Genomic DNA, 19,158 nt, shown 5'->3' with positions numbered 1-19,158 from the left:
TCTAATCCACATTCCGACAAATAAGCCGTTTGGGGATTGTTACTTGTGTTAGCGCAGCATTTGAAAGCTTCGACAAATGCTTTGTAGGTACCGCATCAAGCTACGTGGGAGACCCAAACTGCGGTGCTTGCACGGGCTCCGAGCTGAGCGGCTGATTTTTTTCCAGCGACCTTGACGGTGATGGTGTCAGAGAAGTCCTCTGCAACCGAAACGCTGAGCTGAACTCCAACTCGGATGTCTTGATCCGAGAAATACTGAAGTAACTGCGAATCATCATCAGCAATGCGCTCGACTACAACGCGGCTGCCGTCTGCAGCGTCACTGAGATTGATTGCTTCTGGGATGCTGATGTGACCTTCGGCGGTGGGAATGGGATCGCCATGAGGATCACGGGTTGGATGATCCAAGAGATCGTCAATGCGCTTAATCATGAAATCAGAGACGGCGTGCTCTAGATTTTCGGCCTCGTCATGCACCTGGTCCCAGCGGTAGCCAAGCATCTGGACAAGGAAAGTCTCAACTAATCGATGGCGCCGAACCATGGTCATCGCGTAGCCACGGCCTAAGTTGGTGAGGGTGACGGCACCGTATGGAGCATGGTTCAAAAGACCCTGCTGTCGCAGCTTACTCAATGCGCCGGAGACCGTGGAAAGCTTCATGCCAGCTTTGGCCGCAATGACGCTGGCTGTCACTGGATCGCTGGACCACTCAGTGAGTCCAAAGATGATCTTGAGATAGTTTTGCGCGCTATCTGAGAGCTGGTTTACCGACACGTTTTCAATCATAGTCATCGGTCGGTGGCGTGGTGTGAAAAGTAGTGAGTTGATTGTCGTTTTTGTGCGTGAATAAATCTGAATTATTAAGTGCGCTGTGCGACATGCGTGATAAAGCCTCAGATCAACATCAATAATTTTGGAGATGATCGCTGGGCTAGTTGGATCTTGAGAACGTTGGTGTTGACAATGTTTTCCGCGTGGTGGAGACTGTGTAATCGATTCCATGGAATCGATTACACGTAAGCAAAGGGGCTTAACGCGATGAACGCCGTCACCATCAAAGACGTGGCACTGGCAGCCGGAGTATCTTCGGCCACTGCCTCGCGCGTTCTCTCCGGACACTCTGCAACTTCTGCCGATTCCCGCGAAAAAGTTGAAGCCGCTGCCAAGAATCTGGGCTTCGTTCCCAACGCTCAGGCACGTTCCCTTCGCTCCACCAAAACTGACACCATCGCACTGCTGATTTCTGATGTGCGCAACCCCTACTTCTCTGATTTGGCTCATGCCGTAGAACAGCAAGCGCTGGCGGCCGGCATGATGACTTTCATTGGTAACGCCAATGAAGACACCGCCCAGCAGGACCAGTTCCTCGCTGCAATGCTTTCGCGTCGAGTAGACGGTCTCATCGTGGTTCCTCAGGGACTGGACGAAGAAGACGAACGCCCTAGCGAAATGATGCAGCGGATCATCAGTTCAGGTACTCCAATGGTCTTTGTGGACCGCACACTTCCTGAACTGAACGTTCCTTCCGTTTCAGCATCAAGTAGCGAAGCATTGGGGGAGGCAATTGGTGAGCTCAAAAAATTGGGCCACCGAAATATCGCCTTCCTCGGTGGACCAGCCCACGCTTCCACCGCTCGTGAACGCCACCGTGCCTTTGATGACGCGCTGCTGGCAAATGCTCTGGAATCAAACGCAAATCTGCACTTCGCCGGTGACTTCCAAGCCGAGTCAGGCGCGGACGGAGCTCGCTGGCTGCTGAACCACCCGCTGAAACCCACTGCGGTCATCATCGCAGATGCGCCTATGGCTATCGGTGCTCTCACAGTTTGGCGCGAGGCCGGAGTTCGGGTGGGCCCGGAACTATCGGTCATCGCTTTTGACGAGGTGGATGCGATGCTCATGCACCATCCGCCGATTGCAACCATCAGCCATGACCTGCGCGCAATGGGTCGTGCAGCTGTCACTGCCTTGCAAGCTGTGATGGGCAGCAATGAACCAGAACCCCAAGAATTTATTAGCCAATTCACCAACCGGGCGTCCCTCGCCCAAGCCCCGGAAACTACCGGCGCGTAGGTGCATGGAAGGAACAAAAATGAGTAATGACGCTCTGCTGGTCCTGGACAAGGTCTGCAAGTCGTTCGGCCCAGTACAGGTCATCGAGGACGTGACAGTCGAAGTGTATGCCGGCAAAGTCTCGGTACTGCTCGGCGAAAACGGTGCAGGTAAGTCCACGCTGATCAAAATGATCGCAGGCGTGCATGAACCTGATGCGGGGCAGATCCTGTTCAAGGGACAGCCCGTAAGGATCCGCGACACCAAGACCTCCGAGGCGCTAGGTATCGCGACCATTCACCAGGAACTAAATCTGGTCCCGTCGATGACTATCGCCGAGAACATCACGCTGGGACGAGTGCCCCGCAAATTCGGTATTATCAACCGCCGTGAAATGCGTAAGATTGCCCGCGATGCATTGGCCAAGCTGGAACTGGACCTAGACGTGAACACCCCGGTGGGGGAGTTGGGCCTAGCCCAGCAGCAATTGGTGGAAATCGCCAAAGCCTTGAGTCTTGATGCGCGAGTGCTGATCTTGGATGAGCCCACCGCAGCATTGACCACCACGGAGATCGAGCACCTGTTCCGTGTGGTCAACCAGCTGAAAACCCAAGGTGTTGGCATGGTCTTCATCAGCCACCACCTCGATGAAATCGCCGCCATCGGTGACTACGTCAACGTACTGCGCGACGGTAAATTTATCGCCACAGTTCCTGCGGACACCGACGAAAATGAACTTGTTCGTCTGATGGTCGGCCGGGATATCGATGCACAGTTCCCACGCGTAGCCACCGAGGTCAGCGGACAGCCGTTATTGACCGTTGAGCACCTGTCAGAAGGAGCGCTCAAGGACATCTCACTGCAGATTCGTCCCGGTGAAGTTGTCGCACTGGCTGGGTTGATGGGCGCTGGGCGTACCGAGTTGATTCGGGCCATCGCAGGGGCTGACAAGTACGCATCGGGCACTGTGAAGGTGTCGGGTAAAAAGCTAACCAGCTATGACGTGGCGGCCGCTACCCGCGCGGGGATCGGACATGTTCCTGAAGACCGCAAAACTCAGGGATTAGTCCTTGATGCGTCGGTAGCCGAAAACATTGGTTACGCCACCATGGCTGCCACCGCAAAAAATGGTCTGGTGGATCGCAAGGGTCAGAAGGCTCGTGCACAGAAAGTCGCTGAGCGCCTACGCATTCGCATGGGCAGCATCGATGCGCCAATCCGTTCATTGTCCGGTGGCAACCAGCAAAAGGCAGTGTTTGGCCGCTGGTTCACTGCAGGGGCGAAGGTGCTACTGCTCGATGAACCCACCCGTGGCGTGGACGTCGGCGCCAAGGTAGAAATCTACGAACTAATCAACGAAATCACGGCCTCCGGAGGCTGTGTCTTAATGGCTTCCAGCGAGCTGCCCGAAGTACTGGGCATGTCTGACCGCATCTTGGTGATGAGCCAAGGGCGGATCGCCGGAGAACTATCCACTAAAGAAGCAACCCAGGACGCCATCATGGCCCTGGCTATTAGCAATGTGCATCGCGAAGAAGAGATGGGAATTAAGTAAATGAGCAGCGTAGCTACTGCCCCGAAGAAGGGCTTCGATTTCAAAGCATTCTTGGCCAATAACGGCGCGCTGGTTGGTTTGGTAATTCTCTGCCTAACCCTCTTCATCGCCACACCTCGATTCTTGACCGGGCCTAACCTGCTGAACATTGGCATCCAGGTTTCCACCATCGCAGTGATGGCCTTTGGCATGACCTTCGTGATTGTTGCCGCCGGCATTGATCTCTCGGTCGGTTCGGTCGCGGCCCTTTCTGCCATGGGTTCTTCCTATGCAGTGACCACCTCCGGTCTGCCAGATGCTCTGGCTATCCCCGTCGGTTTGGCCATCGGTGCTCTTTCGGGTTGGGTCACCGGCGCAATGAGCGCCTACGGTAAGTTGCCTACCTTCATCGCGTCGCTGGCAATGCTCACGGTGGTTCGCGGTTTGACCTTGGTCATCTCCGACGGCCGTCCAATTTCCACCGCTTCCTCGGTGTCTTGGCTAGGTGATGACCTTGGTCCGATCCCTATGCCAATCATCATTTTGGTAGTTTCCGGTTTGCTGGCTGCCTTCGTATTGAACCGGACCGTCATGGGCAAGAATGCCTTTGCGGTAGGTGGCAATACCGAAGCGGCTCGACTCTCGGGTATCCCAGTCAAGCGTGTATTGGTGACCGTCTTTGTGATTTCCGGACTGTTCGCCGCACTGTCGGGCATGATCTTGGCTGGTCGTTTGGATTCGGCGCAGCCAACCTTGGCATCAGGCTACGAACTGGACGCCATTGCAGCCGTCGTCATCGGTGGCGCTTCGCTTTCAGGTGGCGTCGGACGAATTTCCGGCACGCTCATCGGTGCCTTGGTCCTAGCCGTCATTCGTAACGGCCTGAACCTGCTCTCAGTTTCCGCTTTCTGGCAGCAAGTAGTTATTGGCGCGGTTATCGCGATTGCCGTCGGCTTTGACGTGCTGCGCCGTAAGAACGTCAAACACTAATTTTTCAAATACTCAGCCTCTGTTCAAAGGAGAACAACTCATGAAAAAACTGATTCGCACCACCGCAGCCATCACCCTTTCACTCGGCCTTGCTGCCTCTTTGGCAGCCTGCAACCGTGGCGAAACCGCAGCCGACGGAGCTTCGGCGACCTTGGCAGTTTCCACCTTGAATAACCCATTCTTCGTGGACCTGCGAGACGGCGCTCAGGCTGAAGCCGATGCTTTGGGCATGGATCTTTCTGTAGTAGATGCACAGAACGACTCCGCTACCCAGGCCAACCAGCTGGCTACCGCTGCAACCAACGGTTCCGCTGGCGTCATCATCAACGCTGTTGATACTGAAACCGCAGAAGCCGGCCTGGCCCCAGTGGTGAAGGCAAACTTGCCAATCGTTGCAGTGGACCGCGCGGTAGGCAACACCAAGGTCGCTTCCTTTGTCGCCTCCGATAACGTGGCCGGAGGCGAACAGGCAGCTAAGGCGCTGGCCGAGTCGCTCAAGGGCAAGGGAAAGATCATCGTTCTTGAAGGCGTTCCTGGTGCCTCAGCAACCAACGAACGCGGTGAAGGATTCACCAAGGGTCTCAAAGAGTTCAAAGACATCGAAGTTGTTTCCAAGCAGACCGCTAACTTTGACCGTGCCGAAGCCCTGGACGTAGTCACCAACCTGATGCAATCCAACCCGGACGCCGTTGGCGTACTGGCCATGAACGATGAAATGGCCTTGGGCGCAATTCAGGCTTTGGGGGATAAGGCCGGCAAGAGCGTAAAGGTCTTGGGCTTTGATGGCACCGAAGACGGATTCAAAGCAGTGAAGGCTGGCAGCATGGTGGCAACCATCGCGCAGAACCCAGCAGAGTTGGGCAAGCAGTCGGTGCAGATGCTGTCCAAGGCTATTAACGGTGAAGACGTTGAGGCTAATGTGCAGGTTGCAGTAGATACTGTTGATTCGAAGAACATCGCAGAGTACTCCGGCAAGTAATCTTCAAGTAGCAGTATCAAGCTAAACACCGGCATTCAGCGGCCGCCGGTTGAGAGAATCAGAAGGAAATAACTATGCAGCAGGACATCCAGGTCACCATCGTGGGCTCAAGCAATGTAGACATCACCGCGTTGATGGCACGTTTGCCCGGCCCAGGAGAGACCGTGCTGGCTAATTCCTACCAACTCTCACCCGGCGGCAAAGGTGCCAACCAAGCCTTGGCTGCTCAACTGGCCGGAGCGGCTACCGAATTCATCGGCGCTGTAGGCAACGATTCACACTCTGAAGTTGCCTTGGGTCAAATGCAAGAAGCAGGCGTGAAACTGGACCGGGTGGCCCGAAGTAGCGAACCGACCGGTGTGGCCATTATTCAGGTGGACTCGGCGGCAGAAAATTCCATCGCCGTGGTCTCAGGAGCCAACTCCACCGTCACCGATGAGGCGGTCAAAGCAGCAGGGGCTATTAACGGCATTCTGGTTCTACAAGGTGAAATCCCTGCTTCCGGCATCAAAGCCGCGATGGATGCGGCCACCGATCGCATTGTGCTGAACCTGGCACCAGTGATTGAACTGGAACGTGAATACCTGCTCAAGGCCAACCCTTTGGTAGTCAACGAGCATGAGGCTGAAGCGGTGCTCCAGCAGCTGAACCCGCACCCAGCCCGTGGATTTGATGGCAAGTATGAGCGACTGGCCAACATGCTGGTGGAAGAGGGCATCGCCAGCGTGGTCATCACGCTCGGGGCCAACGGCTGCCTAGTTGCGGACCGTGTGGCCCTAGACAATGGTGGGGTCCAAGTTCGTGCACTGCCCGCGGTAAAGGTCAAAGCAGTAGATACCACCGGTGCCGGTGATGCATTCACCGGTGCCGTGGCGGCACGGCTAGCTCATGGTGACGACCTTGCTCAGGCCGCAGAATTTGCCGGTAAATTTGCGGCCCTGACGGTACAGGCACACGGTGCCCAAGCTTCCTACCCGCGTTCGATCACGAACCTCTAAAACAACTTTTTAAGCAAGACTCAAAGGAAGCCTTCGTGCTGAAATCTGAAATTCTCAACGCGCCATTACTTGGAGCGCTGGCTACCTGTGGCCATACCGATACCGTGGTGATTGCCGACTGTGGTTTGCCGCTTCCCAAAGGACCAACGGTGATCGACCTGGCTCTGGTTCAAGGTCTATTGAGCTTTGAGCAGGTGCTTGATGTGCTGGTCCGCAATATGGTGATCGAGCACAGCACTTTGGCTACGGAAGCCAAAGACAGTTCAGTCCAAGAGCTCTGCGAGATCAAGGGGCTGGAGCTTGGATTCATCTCCCATGAAGAGCTCAAAGCAGAACTGCCTGCAGCCAAAATCATTGTGCGCACTGGGGAATCAACTCCCTACGCCAACGTGATCCTGCACTGTGGAGTCGCTTTTTAGTACTCCCGGCATGCCGGTGACTACGATAAAGGTACCGGCCCATAAAAGACTGGCAAGATGGCTTGTCGTAACTTGTGGCACCAATGCATAGGGCCGAACAGCGAAGTTGCCGATTAGATGAATCACAGCTTTTCCGCATATTTTGAAAGGTCCACAGGGTTGGAAACGTACGTTAGAAACCGACTCTATGCGCAGATTCTGTCGTTGCCGGTTTTCACACTTTTAGCATTATTTGTCGATCTGGGAGTAAGTAAGTCGCAGGACACTCCGTTTGGTTACTACACCCTGTGGGGCGGCGTCCTCATTCCCTTTACCTCTGTCATGTTTTTTGCTTTTGCGCCGACAATTCTTAGAAAGACTCGCTCGGTGATTCGTGATCTCGTAGGAGTTTTTGCGGGCGCGACGCTATTCGGTGTAGTGGTCAGTATTGCCACTTGGAATCCGAGCAGCCATCAAGCTGACACAGCCGATTGGAATAACAGCCTTGGCCTCGTCTATTCACCGATGCTTGGCATTATTGTCATGGCATTGTTCGGTGTTATCGCGGGAGTCATTGAATACTCACTGCAGCGACGGGCTCGAATCCGGCATGGTGCAAACTAGTGCTGCTGAGCTACTTTTCTAATCTGACCGAACTAGTTCGCAGCTAGTTCTTGCTCTTCCAACAATGCCGTCAGCTCCTGGAGAGTTGGTGGCATGGCGCCCGAGCGACGAACAGCTACGGCGCCTGCGGCGACGGCACTGTGGCCCAGCTTTTCGAGCTGCGTAGTTGTCAGATTTGCCGTTCCGAGTGCGAGCAGGCCATGAAGCAGGGCTGACATGAACGCGTCTCCAGCGCCGATAGTATCGGCCACTTCGCTGAGAATTGCAGGGATCTGCACTTGCGAAGTATCGCTGGTCAGTTCTGCTCCGTCGCCGCCACGAGTGAGCACGACGAGCTTGGGGCCAAGGGCCAGAATAGTCGTAGCGACCTGCTGCTGATCTAGTTCTGGGTACAACCATTCGGCGTCTTCATCGCTGAGTTTCACCACATCGCACAGTGAGGCCATACGTTCAAAGGTGGACAGGGCCAAGTCGTGTTCGCCCACCAACGCCGGACGGATATTCGGATCATAGGTGACCAATGCCTGACCCTTGGCTTGGGCCAACAGTGCCGCCACGGCTTCAGCGCCAGGCTCTAAGAAGGTAGCGATGGATCCGGCATGAACAATCTTTGGCATCGGGTCAATGGTGTGTGGTGCGAGATCCCAGTTGATATCAAATTCGTAGCGGGCCGAACCATCAAGTGCCAGTACCGCGGTCGCCGAGGCAGTGCGCTCTAGGTTCACCGAACCGGGCAGCAACTGTACGTCGGCGGTAGCTAGATGTGACTGAATTTTTGCGCCAAATTCGTCATCGCCCAAGGGGGTATGCAGTGCAACAGGTACACCGAGTCGCCCCAACCCAAAGGCTACGTTGGCAGGTGAACCACCCGGGTGGGCAACAGAGCCTTGATCGGTTGCGACAATGTCGATCAGCGCTTCGCCGATGACCAGGATCTCGTGCGATGGGGTTGGTGCGGCGTTGGTAGTCATTATGTCTTCTCTTAGCTGGGCGGTGGGGCGAAAATGGCGGAAATTAGGGCACTGGGCACGGTGTGTGGTTCCGTGCCCAGTGCCCCTAGATAGTACAGGGCGTTAGCCCAACTTAGGCCGTGGCGGCACCGGTCATGATGACCAGGTCGGCACCGCCACCTCCCCAGAATTCACCATCTCTAAGGATCGCATTGGCATGCTCGTTGGTGGTGGACACCGGCGTAATGACCCTAGCCAACAACTAGAAGTGCAGTTGATGGTGGGCGGCAAGATCGTGGACACCATCGCCGGAGACAACGCCGGGGCAATGAACTGGAAATCATGGGAAGTGGCCCAATACAAAGGCCAGAAAGCCCAGATCAAGGTCGTTGATCAGGCTACCGGCGGTTGGGGACACCTCACCTTGGACAATCTAGTTCAGACCGATGAACAAGTTGTTCCACGCTCAGATGAGACCACAGTGAATCTGGTGGTTGACGATAAGACCGTGCGCACCACTACAGGCTCAGATAGTGAGAGCCTGGACTTCTCCTCATGGAATGTTAAAGAGTTCGCTGGCAAGCAGGCCCAAATCGAGATTGTTGATAACAATCGGGACGGTTGGGGGGCATATCCTTGCCGATGAATTTACGCTTTCGGACACTGCAGCAAAGTCCTCTTTGGAGAGCTATGACTGGTTGGACTACGGACGTGATTACTACGCGTCGGTTTCCTTCGGGAACATGCCACAGGACCAGCGAATCATGCTTGGTTGGATGAACAACTGGGACTATGCCAATGACATTCCCACTGATCCGTGGCGTAGTGCAAATTCGCTGCCACACCAGGTAGGACTGACTCAAACCGCAGAAGGACCTCGGCTTACCCAGAAGCCGGTTGACCAGGTCAAGACCTTAGGAAGCAAGCCAAGCTACATCGAAAGCAATCGCTCGATCGCTGAAGGAACCCGCACGCTATCATCCCAGGCCTCAGGATCTATCGCCAAGGTGGATCTGACCTTTGATCCAGGAACTGCAAAGACTTCGGGCATCACCGTACATGGGGATGCTAAGAGTTCAACAGTGATCGGTTAGGACGCGGATTCAAAGAAGGTTTACGTTGACCGCACCAATTCAGGGAACGTGGGCTTCAACCCTAACTTCGCTTCCGTTGAAGAAATGCCGGTGAAGCTCAACAGCAATGGCGAGGTAACCCTACAGGTTTACCTTGACCGTTCTTCGGTAGAAGTTTTCGCTCAGAACGGGCAGCGCACCCTCACCGACCAGGTCTTCCCGAACCAGGGAGCAGATCAGTTGGCGCTCTTTGCCAAGGGAGGCACTGCGAAACTCAAGACACTGAAGGTCACCCCATTGCAGCAATCGATGTTCACCAACACCGATAAATAGCAACACATCGGTGTAAACCAGTGTGGATGCTGCCACGAAAGAAATTCGTGGCAGCATCCACACTGCACTTTTAAGCGAACCATCTATTTTGACGCCTAAAATCAGAGTCATGAGTCAGCAAGGTTCTGAAAGCCGAGGTCGCGAGCAGTTCACTCGAATTGCCCCGGAAGCCGGCCTGCTACTAGGCGCTGGACGCGCAATCCTCATGCAGCTGGCCCACCCGCAGATCGGCCAAGCTATCGCAGAACATTCGGATTTTGCCAGCAACCCACTTAGCCGGCTAATTCACACCTTGGGCTACATTTATGCGCTCAGTAATGGCACCGCCGAACAACAGCGCAAGATGATCCGTCATGTAGATAACGCACACCGCAACGTGCGCGGCACGAGGGATCTGGGCAAGGGAACGCCGGCCTATTCTGCCTTGGATCCCAAGTTGCAATTGTGGGTTGCCGCTACGCTCTACGACTCAGCCCGAGTGATCGCCGCTCAAGTGTTGCCTCACGAAGTTGAGCATGACGAACAGCTGTATCGGCAATACGCCCAGCTAGGTGATGCCCTGCAAATGCCAACGGACTATTGGCCTTCAACGCTTCAAGAGTTTGACCAGTACATGACCACAACGTTGGCGTCCTTACAGGTCACTGACCAAACAAGAGCCTTAGCCAACGAATTGTTTCTAGGCCGCAATGCGCCGTGGTGGATTCGGCTAGGGCTACCGCTGATGCGGGACGTGACTATCGCTCAACTGCCGCGGGCAGTGCATGAACAATTTGGGTTTGATCTCACCCAAAAAGTCCAACGACGCAACCGGGTGACGGTGAGTTTTGTGCGCATGGGTACGCGCATCTTGCCTGTTCGGCTTAGGCGCTTACCCATGCGCATGATGCTACGACGAATCGATCGTATGGTTTAGCTTCGGGAATTAGTCGCCAGATTCGCGTGCGTGACTTGGAATCAAAATCCGTGGCAGTGCGAGCAAAAGGAACAGGGTGACTACAACCAGTGAGCCACCGACCCACGCTCCAAGTTGCCAACCAAAAAGCACCTGCAGGACAAACCAAACACAGCCCGAAACTAGCAGGCCCACGCCTATGCCAACGATTTTTAGCACAATGTGGCCCAGCTGGACGGTCTGATCCTTGAGGCGTTGACCGAAGAAATAACGGTGGACAGCCACAGGGGTAATCATCAGAAGAATTAGTAACGTTGCAGCGATCAATAGCGCTATGTAGATCATCTCCTCGGGCCGGTTGAGAATGTCAAACCTAGCCTGGAAGGGCAGCACAACCAGGAACGCAGCAAGGATCTGCACGCCGGTCTGCATCACACGCATTTCTTGAAGTAGTTCGTTCCACTTGCGGTGCGAATCGCTATCTTGGCTATCCGGATAAGAAGGTGTGTTCATTAGAAGACTCCTGAGAAGTATCGTCAATTCGAAACTGCCATCTGATCTCAAAGACTATGTTAATTGTTGGCACCTCACCTGCTAACAAATATAGTCGGCGAGCCTAAAGTGTCGGCGCTCACGGCTAGATTGGGCAGACCCGCATCAACTAACCAGGGAGGAAACGATGGCGCCGGCAAATAGCTCAAGTAGCCGCCTTGATGTTTGGAGCGTGCCTAGCCGAGGGATCACGTGGTGTGACTGCGGAGCGGACCACGAGCTAACCGAAGAACATGTGTTCAATACCTTGATAGATATCGGGCTGAACCCATCACACATGCTCACCCACAGTGAGCTTGTTGAGCTGACCGCAGAAGTGTGGAGCTACGACGAAGTCTGTCGCTTTTTCCACCTTGCACTCGAAGAATCAGCACAACGGATTCATGGTGGAATCGATGAAAGATATCCACTGCGCGAAGCCCTATCCATTGTCGGATACTTCTCCAAAACGTGGCAGGGCTGTCCAGAGGCAGACTGATCCAGCTGGGACGATGAGTCGGGGCACTGAGCTGCAGACGCAGAAATTGGGCTGAGTTGAACCGGACGGATACTGTGGAGAAGATGAACAGCTTTGCATCGCCTCAGCCAACGGCCACGCAGGACGGATTTATCCATGTTCGTGGTGCCAACGAAAATAACTTGGACAACGTGGAAGTGCGGATCCCACGAGATTCAATGGTCGCCTTCACCGGGGTCTCCGGGTCGGGAAAGTCATCACTGGCTTTCGGGACAATTTTTGCCGAATCCCAGCGCCGCTTCCTAGAATCGGTAGCACCTTACGCACGTCGACTCATCGCCCAGGGCCACACACCCAAGGTTGAGTTCATCTCCGGTTTGCCTCCAGCGGTCGCATTACAACAGCGACGTGGTGCCGCAAGCTCTCGCTCAACAGTAGGAACACTGACAACCCTGTCGAATTCGGTGCGCATGCTGTTCTCTCGTGCGGGCACCTATCCTCAGGGTGCTTCCCGGCTGGACTCTGATGCGTTCTCTACAAATACTGCGGTGGGTGCCTGCCCCCAGTGCCACGGTGTAGGCACAGTTCATTCAGTCACCGAGAAGACTCTGGTTCCGGTTCCCTCATTGAGTATTCGAGACGGGGCAATCGCGGCTTGGCCCGGAGCATGGCAAGGAAAAAATCTTCGGGACATCACCTCACACCTGGGCTATGACATTGACTTGCCCTTTGAACAGTTTTCTAAAGAAACACGAGATTGGTTGTTATTCACTGAGGAACAGCCTGTCGTGGAAGTCACCCCAGAGCGAGACCGTGTTGCCAAACCCTATAAGGGAAAATTCTGGAGCGCTGAACGCTATGTTCGCCATACCGTCGCGACGTCCAAGAGCGAGAACCTCCGGGCAAAAGCACTGGAATTCATGATCTCTCAGGACTGCCCTGAATGTTCCGGGACCGGTTTCCGACCAGAAGCACTACGGGTCAGCTTTGCTGGGCTGAACATCTCTGAATTCAACAATGAATCCATGCAGGCACTGGCGCAGTTGTTGCGTCCTTTCGCCCACCAAGCCGGTGGTGAAGCGAAAGCCGATGTGGTGAGCACCATCAGCGCTGATCTGCTGGGTCGGATTGAAGTCCTTGTAGATCTCGGATTGGGTTACTTGAGCTTGGACCGTGCCACCCCGACCCTGTCGCCGGGTGAGACTCAACGATTGCGTATCGCCACCCAGCTACGCGCAGGTCTCTTCGGGGTCATCTATGTCCTTGATGAACCATCGGCAGGATTGCACCCGGCTGATGTTCAACCGCTCATTGAGGTACTTTCTGCACTCAAAGCGGAAGGAAATACCGTCTTTGTGGTGGAGCACAATATGGATGTGGTTCGCCGTGCACAGTGGATAGTCGATGTGGGCCCTGGAGCTGGCAGTGGAGGTGGCCGCGTTCTCTACAGCGGGGACGTGGCGGGCCTTAATAAAATTGAAGAGTCGGTGACTCGAAAATTCTTGGATCCAGAACCGGTTGCACGCCGTGAGCTCAGGACGGCAACACAATGGCTTGAACTGCGCGGGATCAATCTGCACAACCTAGTGGACGTGGAAGCGAAATTCCCCTTGGGAGTTTTGTCCAGCGTGACTGGGGTATCAGGTTCAGGAAAATCAAGCCTTGTCACCGGAGCATTGGCCCAAGCCGTTGGCGGGGCAGCTAGTCAAGCTTCCGACGACGACGCCGAGGTAGTTGAGCACGCATCCATTACAGATATCACGGGTGCTGAGCAGGTTAATCGTGTGGTGCTCATGGATCAGAAACCTATTGGCCGGACCCCACGTTCAAATGTGGCTACTTACACCGGGCTCTTTGACGCGGTCCGGAAAATCTATGCGCAGCTGCCTTTGGCTAAGGAACGGAACTACAACGCTGGCCAATTCTCATTCAACGTTGCAGGGGGACGCTGCGAAAACTGCCTAGGCGAAGGATTCTTGGAAATTGAGTTGCTCTTTTTGCCAGGAACTTACGGCCCCTGCCCGCAGTGTCATGGGACTCGCTACAACGAACAAACTTTAGAAGTTGAATACCGGGGCAAGAACATCGCGCAGATTCTTGAACTCAGTGTCACCGAAGCCGAGGAATTTCTGGCTGATATACCTGCTGCTGCCCGAGCACTGGCGACCTTGCGAGAAGTCGGATTGGGCTACCTTCACCTTGGCCAACCGGCAACTGAAATGTCCGGTGGTGAAGCCCAACGCATCAAGTTGGCTACCGAACTGCAACGTCAGCGCCGTGGTCATACGCTTTATTTGCTTGATGAGCCGACTACGGGATTGCATCCTGCCGATGTTCAACTTCTGGTCTCCCAGTTGCAACAGCTTGTGGATCAAGATAATACGGTGATCGTGGTTGAGCACCATATGGATGTGGTTGCTGCCAGTGACTGGGTCATTGATATGGGTCCAGCAGGTGGCGACGGCGGTGGACGCATCGTTGCTGAGGGCACACCAGAACAGGTGGCACAAAACAAGGCCAGCCGAACTGCGCAATATCTTGCGCGTCGACTGGCCTCGTAAACGTAGTTAATTGCTGCGTAGCTGAGCGAATGGGGGAGTCTGCACACCATCGGCTACAGCTTCAGCCGGGTCATCACCGAGGTGAATGATGCGGTTATCAGCATCTACGTGAACCACGCTAGGCACGTAGTTGCGGGCCTCGGCATCTTCCATTTGTGCGTAGCTGATCAAGATGACTAGATCGCCGGGGTGAACCAAATGTGCAGCAGCACCATTAATTCCAATGACACCACTGCCTGGTTCACCAGCGATGGTGTAGGTTTCCAAGCGTGCGCCGTTGGTGATGTCCACGATGCTCACCAGTTCTCCGGGCAAAATATCCGAGGCCTCCAGCAACTGCGAGTCAACGGTTACTGAGCCGACGTAGTGCAGGTCGGCTTGGGTGACGGTTGCCCGGTGGATCTTGGACTTGAACATGGTGCGTTGCATAAGACGTTTCTTTCACATCAGGTGAGTGGTTTCCCAGTAGTAAAGTTTACGCTTCTTCTAGTGCACAGAACTTTTCTGACTGCGAAATCACATCCCTTGGCTACTTCTCTAGGCGGGAAGGTGCTCTCGCAGTACTCGGTGCACCGCACCGGTTGCCAGTAGCTGATCTGCAGCTTCTAGCTCAGCGGAAAGGAAGCGGTCCTCGCCTGGACCTGCAACTTTGGTGCGCAACAGTTCAAGTACCGCGCCGGTGCCGGCGCCCGGCTGCAGCGGAGCTCGCATGTCTAGTGCTCGGCCAGCAATGAGCATTTCCACTGCCAAGATACGGCGCAAATTTGCTACCGAGGTGCGCAGTTTGCGAGCTGCATGCCAGCCGAGGGACACGTGGTCTTCCTGCATGGCAGAGGAGGGAATGGAATCAACGCTGGCCGGAACTGCCAGACGCTTGTTTTCCGCGACCAGACCAGCTTGGGTGTATTGGGCAATCATCATGCCCGAATCAACTCCGGGATCATCGGCCAGGAAGGCTGGCAGGTCACGCGAACGGGCAGGATCAAGCATGCGGTCGGTGCGACGCTCGGCGATAGAACCCAAGTCGGCTACTGCAATGGCCAGGAAGTCCAAGACGTAGGCCACCGGTGCACCGTGAAAGTTTCCGTTTGAGGTGACTTCTCCACTAGGAAGAACCACTGGGTTATCAATTGCTGCGGCAAGTTCGCGGGTGGCAACCATTCGCGCGTGGGTGATGGTGTCGCGCACCGCGCCGGTAACCTGCGGTGAGCAGCGAAGTGAGTAGGCGTCCTGAACTCGGCCATCACCTTCACGGTGGGAATTGACGATAGGGGAGTCGGACAACAACGCATACATGTTGGCAGCGCTTCGGCCTTGGCCCGGATGCGGGCGAAGCGCCTCATGTAGTTCAGCGCGGAATACCTGTGCGGTGCCCATCTGAGCCTCAACGCTCATGGCTGCCGTGGCGTCAGCGATATCGGCTAATTCTTCAAGATCTGCCAGGGCCATCAATAGCTGACCGAGCATTCCGTCGGTGCCGTTGACTAGCGCCAGACCTTCCTTTTCGGCCAATTCAACTGGGGCGATTCCGGCTTCAGCTAGCAGCTCGGGCACTGGGCGCTGCACACCGAAGCGGTCGGTTGCTTCGCCTTCACCCATGAGTACAAGGGCGCAATGGGAGAGTGGGGCGAGATCCCCTGAACATCCCAAGGAACCGTATTCGCGCACAACTGGAGTGATTCCAGCGTTGAGCAATCCAATCATGGTTTCTAGCACTACAGGGCGGACGCCGGTGCGGCCCGATGCCAGAGTCTTGGCGCGCAGGAACATCAGTGCACGCACGACCTCGCGCTCCACTGGTGCACCCATGCCCGCAGCGTGGGAACGAATCAGTGAACGCTGAAGCTTGGCGCGGTCTTCTGGCGCAATGTGGCGTGTTGCTAAAGCACCGAACCCGGTAGATATTCCGTACACGGGAGTGTCTGCGGAAGCCAGAGCATCAATATGAGCGCGGACAGAAGCGAGTTCTTCAAGTACCGAGGCGGAAATCTCGATGTGCGCATCATGGCGGGCTACTGCGATGACATCCTCGGCTGTGACACCGCGAAGTTCAAGGGTTACTTGGGGCGAAGAAGTCATGAAAATCAGTCCGTTCGTTACTGTACAAGGTGGTCTCCAGCTTCTATTGTTCGGCAGTAACGATTGGTTGGTGGGGGATAATCAGGGGTTATGTCTGAAATACCGGATGTGGTGTGATCGGTTTTTAGAAACCTTGATCTACGCGAGAATGAGCGGTGGCACCAAGAGAATTGGACTGGCCAGAGGCATGAACCGAAGCATTCTTATCTCGCCAAGCCACTGATCTTCACCTGCATGCAGTTCCCAACGAGTCTGAAGATCTGTCCATCGCCATTCAGGTTCATTCTCCAGAGCGCTTTTTCTCGGTGGCTTGAGACTCGAGCCGCTTAAAATTCCTCCGGATGGAATCCTCTGAAGTCTTTTTGGGAACAATACCTGTTCCGGAAGCCACGCCTTCTGGATTCTTGCGGCGCTCATTGACAGCGCCGTCTATCGGCGCTGCATTGCGAACAATAGTTTTTGCAGAACTTGAGGATGATGGCTCAGATTCGGAGGAGCTTTGAATTCTCACGCACCCTGCAAGTGAGGTTGCGAGAAGTCCGATCGCTACTGCGAGCCCGTAGTGTCTTGCTAGGGATGAGTCCATGGCCAACCTCCCGGTTCAGTAGCTTGTCGTTTAGGTGTTAGCGTCTGAATATTCATTGTCCATCTGCGCTGAGCTAAAAGATCAACGATGTAGAAATCAAATTGGCGTTTGCGGGAAAGCGCAGGTCAAATGCCACTAGTTCTGCGCAGTAAACAGGCCTACCCTGTACCTATCATCAACTCTGTGTGCCAAGTGCACGCGAACGGGAGGCAATGTGGAAACAACAGTCCAAGGACAGCCTGGGAAACTGTAGCCATCACGAGTTACGGCGTATCCAGTGGTCCATTCAATGATGAATTACCTTGGAGCGGACAGATGCCTAAAAAAATTCACGGGATAGGTCTTGTTGTTGGTGGAGGACTCATCGCCACCTTGTTTCTCTTATTCATATTCACCGCCTCAGTAAGCGGGGCCGGCGCCTTGACTCCAATGTGGCTCGGAGTCATTTGGGGTGGCTTGGCCATGGCATGGGGAATCTTCCGGATGATCGTCGGTCCTTCAACGTTGGACCGTGTGAACGGTGGAACCGACGCCGGAGCATAACGATCACTGGCGAGCAATCATTGCTCGCCAGTTTTTTGAGTCTTGACGCGTTATGGTCACTTGCTGAATGTCTTCTCAAAATTGTTGATTCAATTCGGAATCGCCGTGCAGCGGAAGTAACGTGCAAAGAAGTGCACCGGAACTCAACCGGTGTCGGCAACGTCAACTTCAATGCAAGGGAGATGCCATGACAGACATCAAGAAAACCACAGCTAAGAAAACGACGAAGGAAAATGCCGAGCAGGGCTTTATCGCTCCAGCCTCACTTGGCGACGCTTTGCAGAACGTGCTTGTCCAGCTTCTTGACCTGCAACTGGTTGGCAAACAGATCCATTGGAACGTAGTGGGTCCAAACTTCAGGGATCTACATCAGAACCTCGACGAGATTGTAGACATTGCCCGCCGTGGCTCAGACGAAATTGCTGAGCGCATGCGTGCACTTCACGTCACTCCAGATGGATTGGCTGCAACGGTCACCAAGTACAGCAAGCTGGAGCAACCAGTTAACACCGAAATCCTGACCACAGATGCAGTTGACATGGTGGTCAAGGCACTGCAGAGCACAGTGGGTGTCATCCGAGAAGTGCATGATCCGGTGGACGAAGCGGATCCAACCACCGCTGACATCTTGCACCAGTACATTGCTGATCTAGAGCAGCAGGCATGGTTCATCAGCGCGGAAACCCGACGCCCATAATTAGCGCCATTCCGACCGGCCACTGAAACGAATGCCGCTTAGATAGTAAAATGTCGCCTTGTCTCTGAAAATTCAGAGACAAGGCGACGTCTTATTGAACTGGATCCGTAGAGCCTAGCTCTACGGAAACACCGCAACTGCAATCAGTGAATGCAGTCGATTGCTAGAGCGAAGATTAGAACCCTTCGTTCTGGCCCTGGTTGCCGAAGCCCTGTTCCTCGTTGCCGTCACCGAACGATCCGCGGTTGGACTGTTCGCTGTCATCACCGAAGGACTGCTCGCTGTTGCTGTCACCGTACGAGCCCTGGCTCGACTGCTGGTCCTGGCCTCCGCCATAGGACTGTTCGCCGGACTGTTCGTTGCCTCCGCCGAAGGAGTCCTGGCTCGACTGCTGGTCCTGGCCACCGCCGTAGGACTGCTCGCTCGACTGTTCATTGCCGCCGCCGAAGGACTGCTGGTCCTGGCCTCCGCCGAAGGACTGCTCGCTGGACTGTTCGTTACCGCCACCGTACGACTGCTCTTCGTTGCCGCCGCCGTACGACTGTTCTTGACCGTTCTGCTGGTCATTCGACGAGCCGAAGCTGTCGTTTTCTTCCGACTGGTTGTTCTCGAAATTTCCGAACTGCTGGTTTGAATCCTGCTCAGACATGATGTCCTCCGTAGGTCGGTAGTTCCTGACCTGACCCACGCTATGCAGGAGTAAATTCTCCTTCAAGGAATAATCGGAAGCTTTGAGGTATTCGTCATTACACGTTAAGGAACCGTTCATTGCGTCCATGTCAGACGCAATGTTTCGTTCTTTGACAGCTGACGAAGCAAGGGGTTAGCGTGCATTGCCAGTAGATCAACAGGCAATGC

Annotated in this window: 21 protein-coding genes; 15 read left to right on the top strand and 6 right to left on the bottom strand. The window is 54.8% G+C overall.

What is annotated here, in order from left to right; all coding sequences use genetic code 11:
- Positions 1 to 95: 95 nt before the first annotated feature.
- On the bottom strand, positions 96 to 785 hold the full coding sequence (locus AC1Z3F_RS10925; protein ID WP_483565701.1) for a metal-dependent transcriptional regulator: 690 nt from the start codon (positions 783 to 785) through the stop codon (positions 96 to 98).
- A 252-nt stretch (positions 786 to 1,037) separates the two neighbouring features.
- Between AC1Z3F_RS10925 and AC1Z3F_RS10920 the strand changes: the two genes are divergently transcribed.
- From AC1Z3F_RS10920 to AC1Z3F_RS10890, 7 genes are all read left to right on the top strand, one after another.
- Positions 1,038 to 2,072, top strand: a complete 1,035-nt coding sequence (locus AC1Z3F_RS10920) for a LacI family DNA-binding transcriptional regulator (RefSeq protein WP_483565700.1) — start codon at positions 1,038 to 1,040, stop codon at positions 2,070 to 2,072.
- A gap of 19 nt (positions 2,073 to 2,091) precedes the next feature.
- Positions 2,092 to 3,606 carry a sugar ABC transporter ATP-binding protein gene (locus AC1Z3F_RS10915; RefSeq protein WP_483565699.1) on the top strand — a complete coding sequence of 505 codons (1,515 nt, stop codon included), beginning with the start codon at positions 2,092 to 2,094 and terminating at the stop codon, positions 3,604 to 3,606.
- Positions 3,607 to 4,575 (top strand): ABC transporter permease, encoded by a 969-nt coding sequence (locus AC1Z3F_RS10910; protein ID WP_483565698.1) that lies wholly within the window; start codon positions 3,607 to 3,609, stop codon positions 4,573 to 4,575. It abuts the gene before it with no gap.
- A 40-nt stretch (positions 4,576 to 4,615) separates the two neighbouring features.
- Entirely contained in the window at positions 4,616 to 5,554 is a 939-nt protein-coding gene (locus tag AC1Z3F_RS10905) for a substrate-binding domain-containing protein (RefSeq protein ID WP_262199387.1), read from the top strand.
- 74 nt (positions 5,555 to 5,628) lie between these two features.
- Entirely contained in the window at positions 5,629 to 6,552 is a 924-nt protein-coding gene (locus AC1Z3F_RS10900; protein WP_483565697.1) for a ribokinase, read from the top strand.
- Positions 6,553 to 6,587: 35 nt separating this feature from the next.
- Positions 6,588 to 6,971: a D-ribose pyranase gene (rbsD, locus tag AC1Z3F_RS10895; protein ID WP_262199389.1), complete on the top strand. Its 384-nt coding sequence runs from the start codon at positions 6,588 to 6,590 to the stop codon at positions 6,969 to 6,971.
- Positions 6,972 to 7,130: 159 nt separating this feature from the next.
- Positions 7,131 to 7,574, top strand: a complete 444-nt coding sequence (locus tag AC1Z3F_RS10890; protein ID WP_131089112.1) for a hypothetical protein — start codon at positions 7,131 to 7,133, stop codon at positions 7,572 to 7,574.
- Between the two features lie 32 nt (positions 7,575 to 7,606).
- Here the strand turns inward: AC1Z3F_RS10890 and AC1Z3F_RS10885 are convergent, their stop codons facing one another.
- Entirely contained in the window at positions 7,607 to 8,545 is a 939-nt protein-coding gene (locus tag AC1Z3F_RS10885) for a carbohydrate kinase family protein (RefSeq protein ID WP_483565696.1), read from the bottom strand.
- Positions 8,546 to 8,741: 196 nt separating this feature from the next.
- Here AC1Z3F_RS10885 and AC1Z3F_RS10880 point away from each other — a divergent pair, with 196 nt between their 5' ends.
- The 4 genes from AC1Z3F_RS10880 (at position 8,742) to AC1Z3F_RS10865 (ending at position 10,846) form a co-directional block, all read left to right on the top strand.
- A complete protein-coding gene (locus AC1Z3F_RS10880; RefSeq protein WP_483565695.1) occupies positions 8,742 to 9,170 on the top strand; it encodes a hypothetical protein in 429 nt (142 codons plus the stop codon).
- A 52-nt stretch (positions 9,171 to 9,222) separates the two neighbouring features.
- Entirely contained in the window at positions 9,223 to 9,618 is a 396-nt protein-coding gene (locus tag AC1Z3F_RS10875; RefSeq protein ID WP_483565694.1) for a hypothetical protein, read from the top strand.
- Between the two features lie 48 nt (positions 9,619 to 9,666).
- Positions 9,667 to 9,930, top strand: a complete 264-nt coding sequence (locus tag AC1Z3F_RS10870) for a GH32 C-terminal domain-containing protein (protein ID WP_483565693.1) — start codon at positions 9,667 to 9,669, stop codon at positions 9,928 to 9,930.
- Between the two features lie 109 nt (positions 9,931 to 10,039).
- Positions 10,040 to 10,846, top strand: coding sequence for an oxygenase MpaB family protein (locus AC1Z3F_RS10865; protein WP_483565692.1), 807 nt, complete (start codon positions 10,040 to 10,042; stop codon positions 10,844 to 10,846).
- 9 nt (positions 10,847 to 10,855) lie between these two features.
- Here the strand turns inward: AC1Z3F_RS10865 and AC1Z3F_RS10860 are convergent, their stop codons facing one another.
- Positions 10,856 to 11,338: a DUF6328 family protein gene (locus AC1Z3F_RS10860; RefSeq protein WP_262199393.1), complete on the bottom strand. Its 483-nt coding sequence runs from the start codon at positions 11,336 to 11,338 to the stop codon at positions 10,856 to 10,858.
- Positions 11,339 to 11,504: 166 nt separating this feature from the next.
- Between AC1Z3F_RS10860 and AC1Z3F_RS10855 the strand changes: the two genes are divergently transcribed.
- Positions 11,505 to 11,855 carry a hypothetical protein gene (locus AC1Z3F_RS10855; RefSeq protein WP_483565691.1) on the top strand — a complete coding sequence of 117 codons (351 nt, stop codon included), beginning with the start codon at positions 11,505 to 11,507 and terminating at the stop codon, positions 11,853 to 11,855.
- 83 nt (positions 11,856 to 11,938) lie between these two features.
- The gene (locus AC1Z3F_RS10850; protein ID WP_131089102.1) at positions 11,939 to 14,395 is read left to right on the top strand and encodes an excinuclease ABC subunit UvrA; all 2,457 of its coding nucleotides are present in this window, start codon (positions 11,939 to 11,941) and stop codon (positions 14,393 to 14,395) included.
- A gap of 6 nt (positions 14,396 to 14,401) precedes the next feature.
- On the opposite strand, the gene panD is transcribed toward AC1Z3F_RS10850, so the two are convergent.
- Together panD and hutH are read right to left on the bottom strand one after the other, a co-directional pair.
- Positions 14,402 to 14,824, bottom strand: coding sequence for an aspartate 1-decarboxylase (gene panD, locus AC1Z3F_RS10845; protein ID WP_131089101.1), 423 nt, complete (start codon positions 14,822 to 14,824; stop codon positions 14,402 to 14,404).
- Positions 14,825 to 14,932: 108 nt separating this feature from the next.
- Positions 14,933 to 16,474 carry a histidine ammonia-lyase gene (gene hutH, locus AC1Z3F_RS10840; RefSeq protein ID WP_483565690.1) on the bottom strand — a complete coding sequence of 514 codons (1,542 nt, stop codon included), beginning with the start codon at positions 16,472 to 16,474 and terminating at the stop codon, positions 14,933 to 14,935.
- 901 nt (positions 16,475 to 17,375) lie between these two features.
- Between hutH and AC1Z3F_RS10835 the strand changes: the two genes are divergently transcribed.
- A complete protein-coding gene (locus tag AC1Z3F_RS10835; protein WP_483565689.1) occupies positions 17,376 to 17,603 on the top strand; it encodes a hypothetical protein in 228 nt (75 codons plus the stop codon).
- Between the two features lie 187 nt (positions 17,604 to 17,790).
- Entirely contained in the window at positions 17,791 to 18,300 is a 510-nt protein-coding gene (locus tag AC1Z3F_RS10830; protein ID WP_131089098.1) for a Dps family protein, read from the top strand.
- A gap of 175 nt (positions 18,301 to 18,475) precedes the next feature.
- Here AC1Z3F_RS10830 and AC1Z3F_RS10825 read toward each other — a convergent pair whose 3' ends face one another.
- Complete coding sequence (locus tag AC1Z3F_RS10825; RefSeq protein WP_483565688.1) at positions 18,476 to 18,949, bottom strand: hypothetical protein; 474 nt, start codon at positions 18,947 to 18,949, stop codon at positions 18,476 to 18,478.
- Positions 18,950 to 19,158: the final 209 nt, after the last annotated feature.

It is taken from the genome of Glutamicibacter sp. MOO4, from assembly GCF_056934395.1.
Note: the sequence above shows the minus strand (reverse complement) of the source record. Positions and strands in the feature narration are given on the sequence as shown.

Bases quoted from the DNA above. Each gene is read 5' to 3' on its own strand.
- AC1Z3F_RS10855 (WP_483565691.1), top strand. From the start codon at position 11,505: ATGGCGCCGGCAAATAGCTCAAGTAGCCGCCTTGATGTTTGGAGCGTG.
- hutH (WP_483565690.1), bottom strand. From the start codon at position 16,474: ATGACTTCTTCGCCCCAAGTAACCCTTGAACTTCGCGGTGTCACAGCC.
- panD (WP_131089101.1), bottom strand. From the start codon at position 14,824: ATGCAACGCACCATGTTCAAGTCCAAGATCCACCGGGCAACCGTCACC.
- AC1Z3F_RS10910 (WP_483565698.1), top strand. From the start codon at position 3,607: ATGAGCAGCGTAGCTACTGCCCCGAAGAAGGGCTTCGATTTCAAAGCA.
- AC1Z3F_RS10915 (WP_483565699.1), top strand. From the start codon at position 2,092: ATGAGTAATGACGCTCTGCTGGTCCTGGACAAGGTCTGCAAGTCGTTC.
- AC1Z3F_RS10885 (WP_483565696.1), bottom strand. From the start codon at position 8,545: ATGACTACCAACGCCGCACCAACCCCATCGCACGAGATCCTGGTCATC.
- AC1Z3F_RS10835 (WP_483565689.1), top strand. From the start codon at position 17,376: ATGCCTAAAAAAATTCACGGGATAGGTCTTGTTGTTGGTGGAGGACTC.
- AC1Z3F_RS10825 (WP_483565688.1), bottom strand. From the start codon at position 18,949: ATGTCTGAGCAGGATTCAAACCAGCAGTTCGGAAATTTCGAGAACAAC.
- AC1Z3F_RS10880 (WP_483565695.1), top strand. From the start codon at position 8,742: ATGCTCGTTGGTGGTGGACACCGGCGTAATGACCCTAGCCAACAACTA.
- AC1Z3F_RS10900 (WP_483565697.1), top strand. From the start codon at position 5,629: ATGCAGCAGGACATCCAGGTCACCATCGTGGGCTCAAGCAATGTAGAC.
- AC1Z3F_RS10920 (WP_483565700.1), top strand. From the start codon at position 1,038: ATGAACGCCGTCACCATCAAAGACGTGGCACTGGCAGCCGGAGTATCT.
- AC1Z3F_RS10860 (WP_262199393.1), bottom strand. From the start codon at position 11,338: ATGAACACACCTTCTTATCCGGATAGCCAAGATAGCGATTCGCACCGC.
- AC1Z3F_RS10865 (WP_483565692.1), top strand. From the start codon at position 10,040: ATGAGTCAGCAAGGTTCTGAAAGCCGAGGTCGCGAGCAGTTCACTCGA.
- AC1Z3F_RS10850 (WP_131089102.1), top strand. From the start codon at position 11,939: ATGAACAGCTTTGCATCGCCTCAGCCAACGGCCACGCAGGACGGATTT.
- AC1Z3F_RS10905 (WP_262199387.1), top strand. From the start codon at position 4,616: ATGAAAAAACTGATTCGCACCACCGCAGCCATCACCCTTTCACTCGGC.
- AC1Z3F_RS10925 (WP_483565701.1), bottom strand. From the start codon at position 785: ATGATTGAAAACGTGTCGGTAAACCAGCTCTCAGATAGCGCGCAAAAC.
- AC1Z3F_RS10830 (WP_131089098.1), top strand. From the start codon at position 17,791: ATGACAGACATCAAGAAAACCACAGCTAAGAAAACGACGAAGGAAAAT.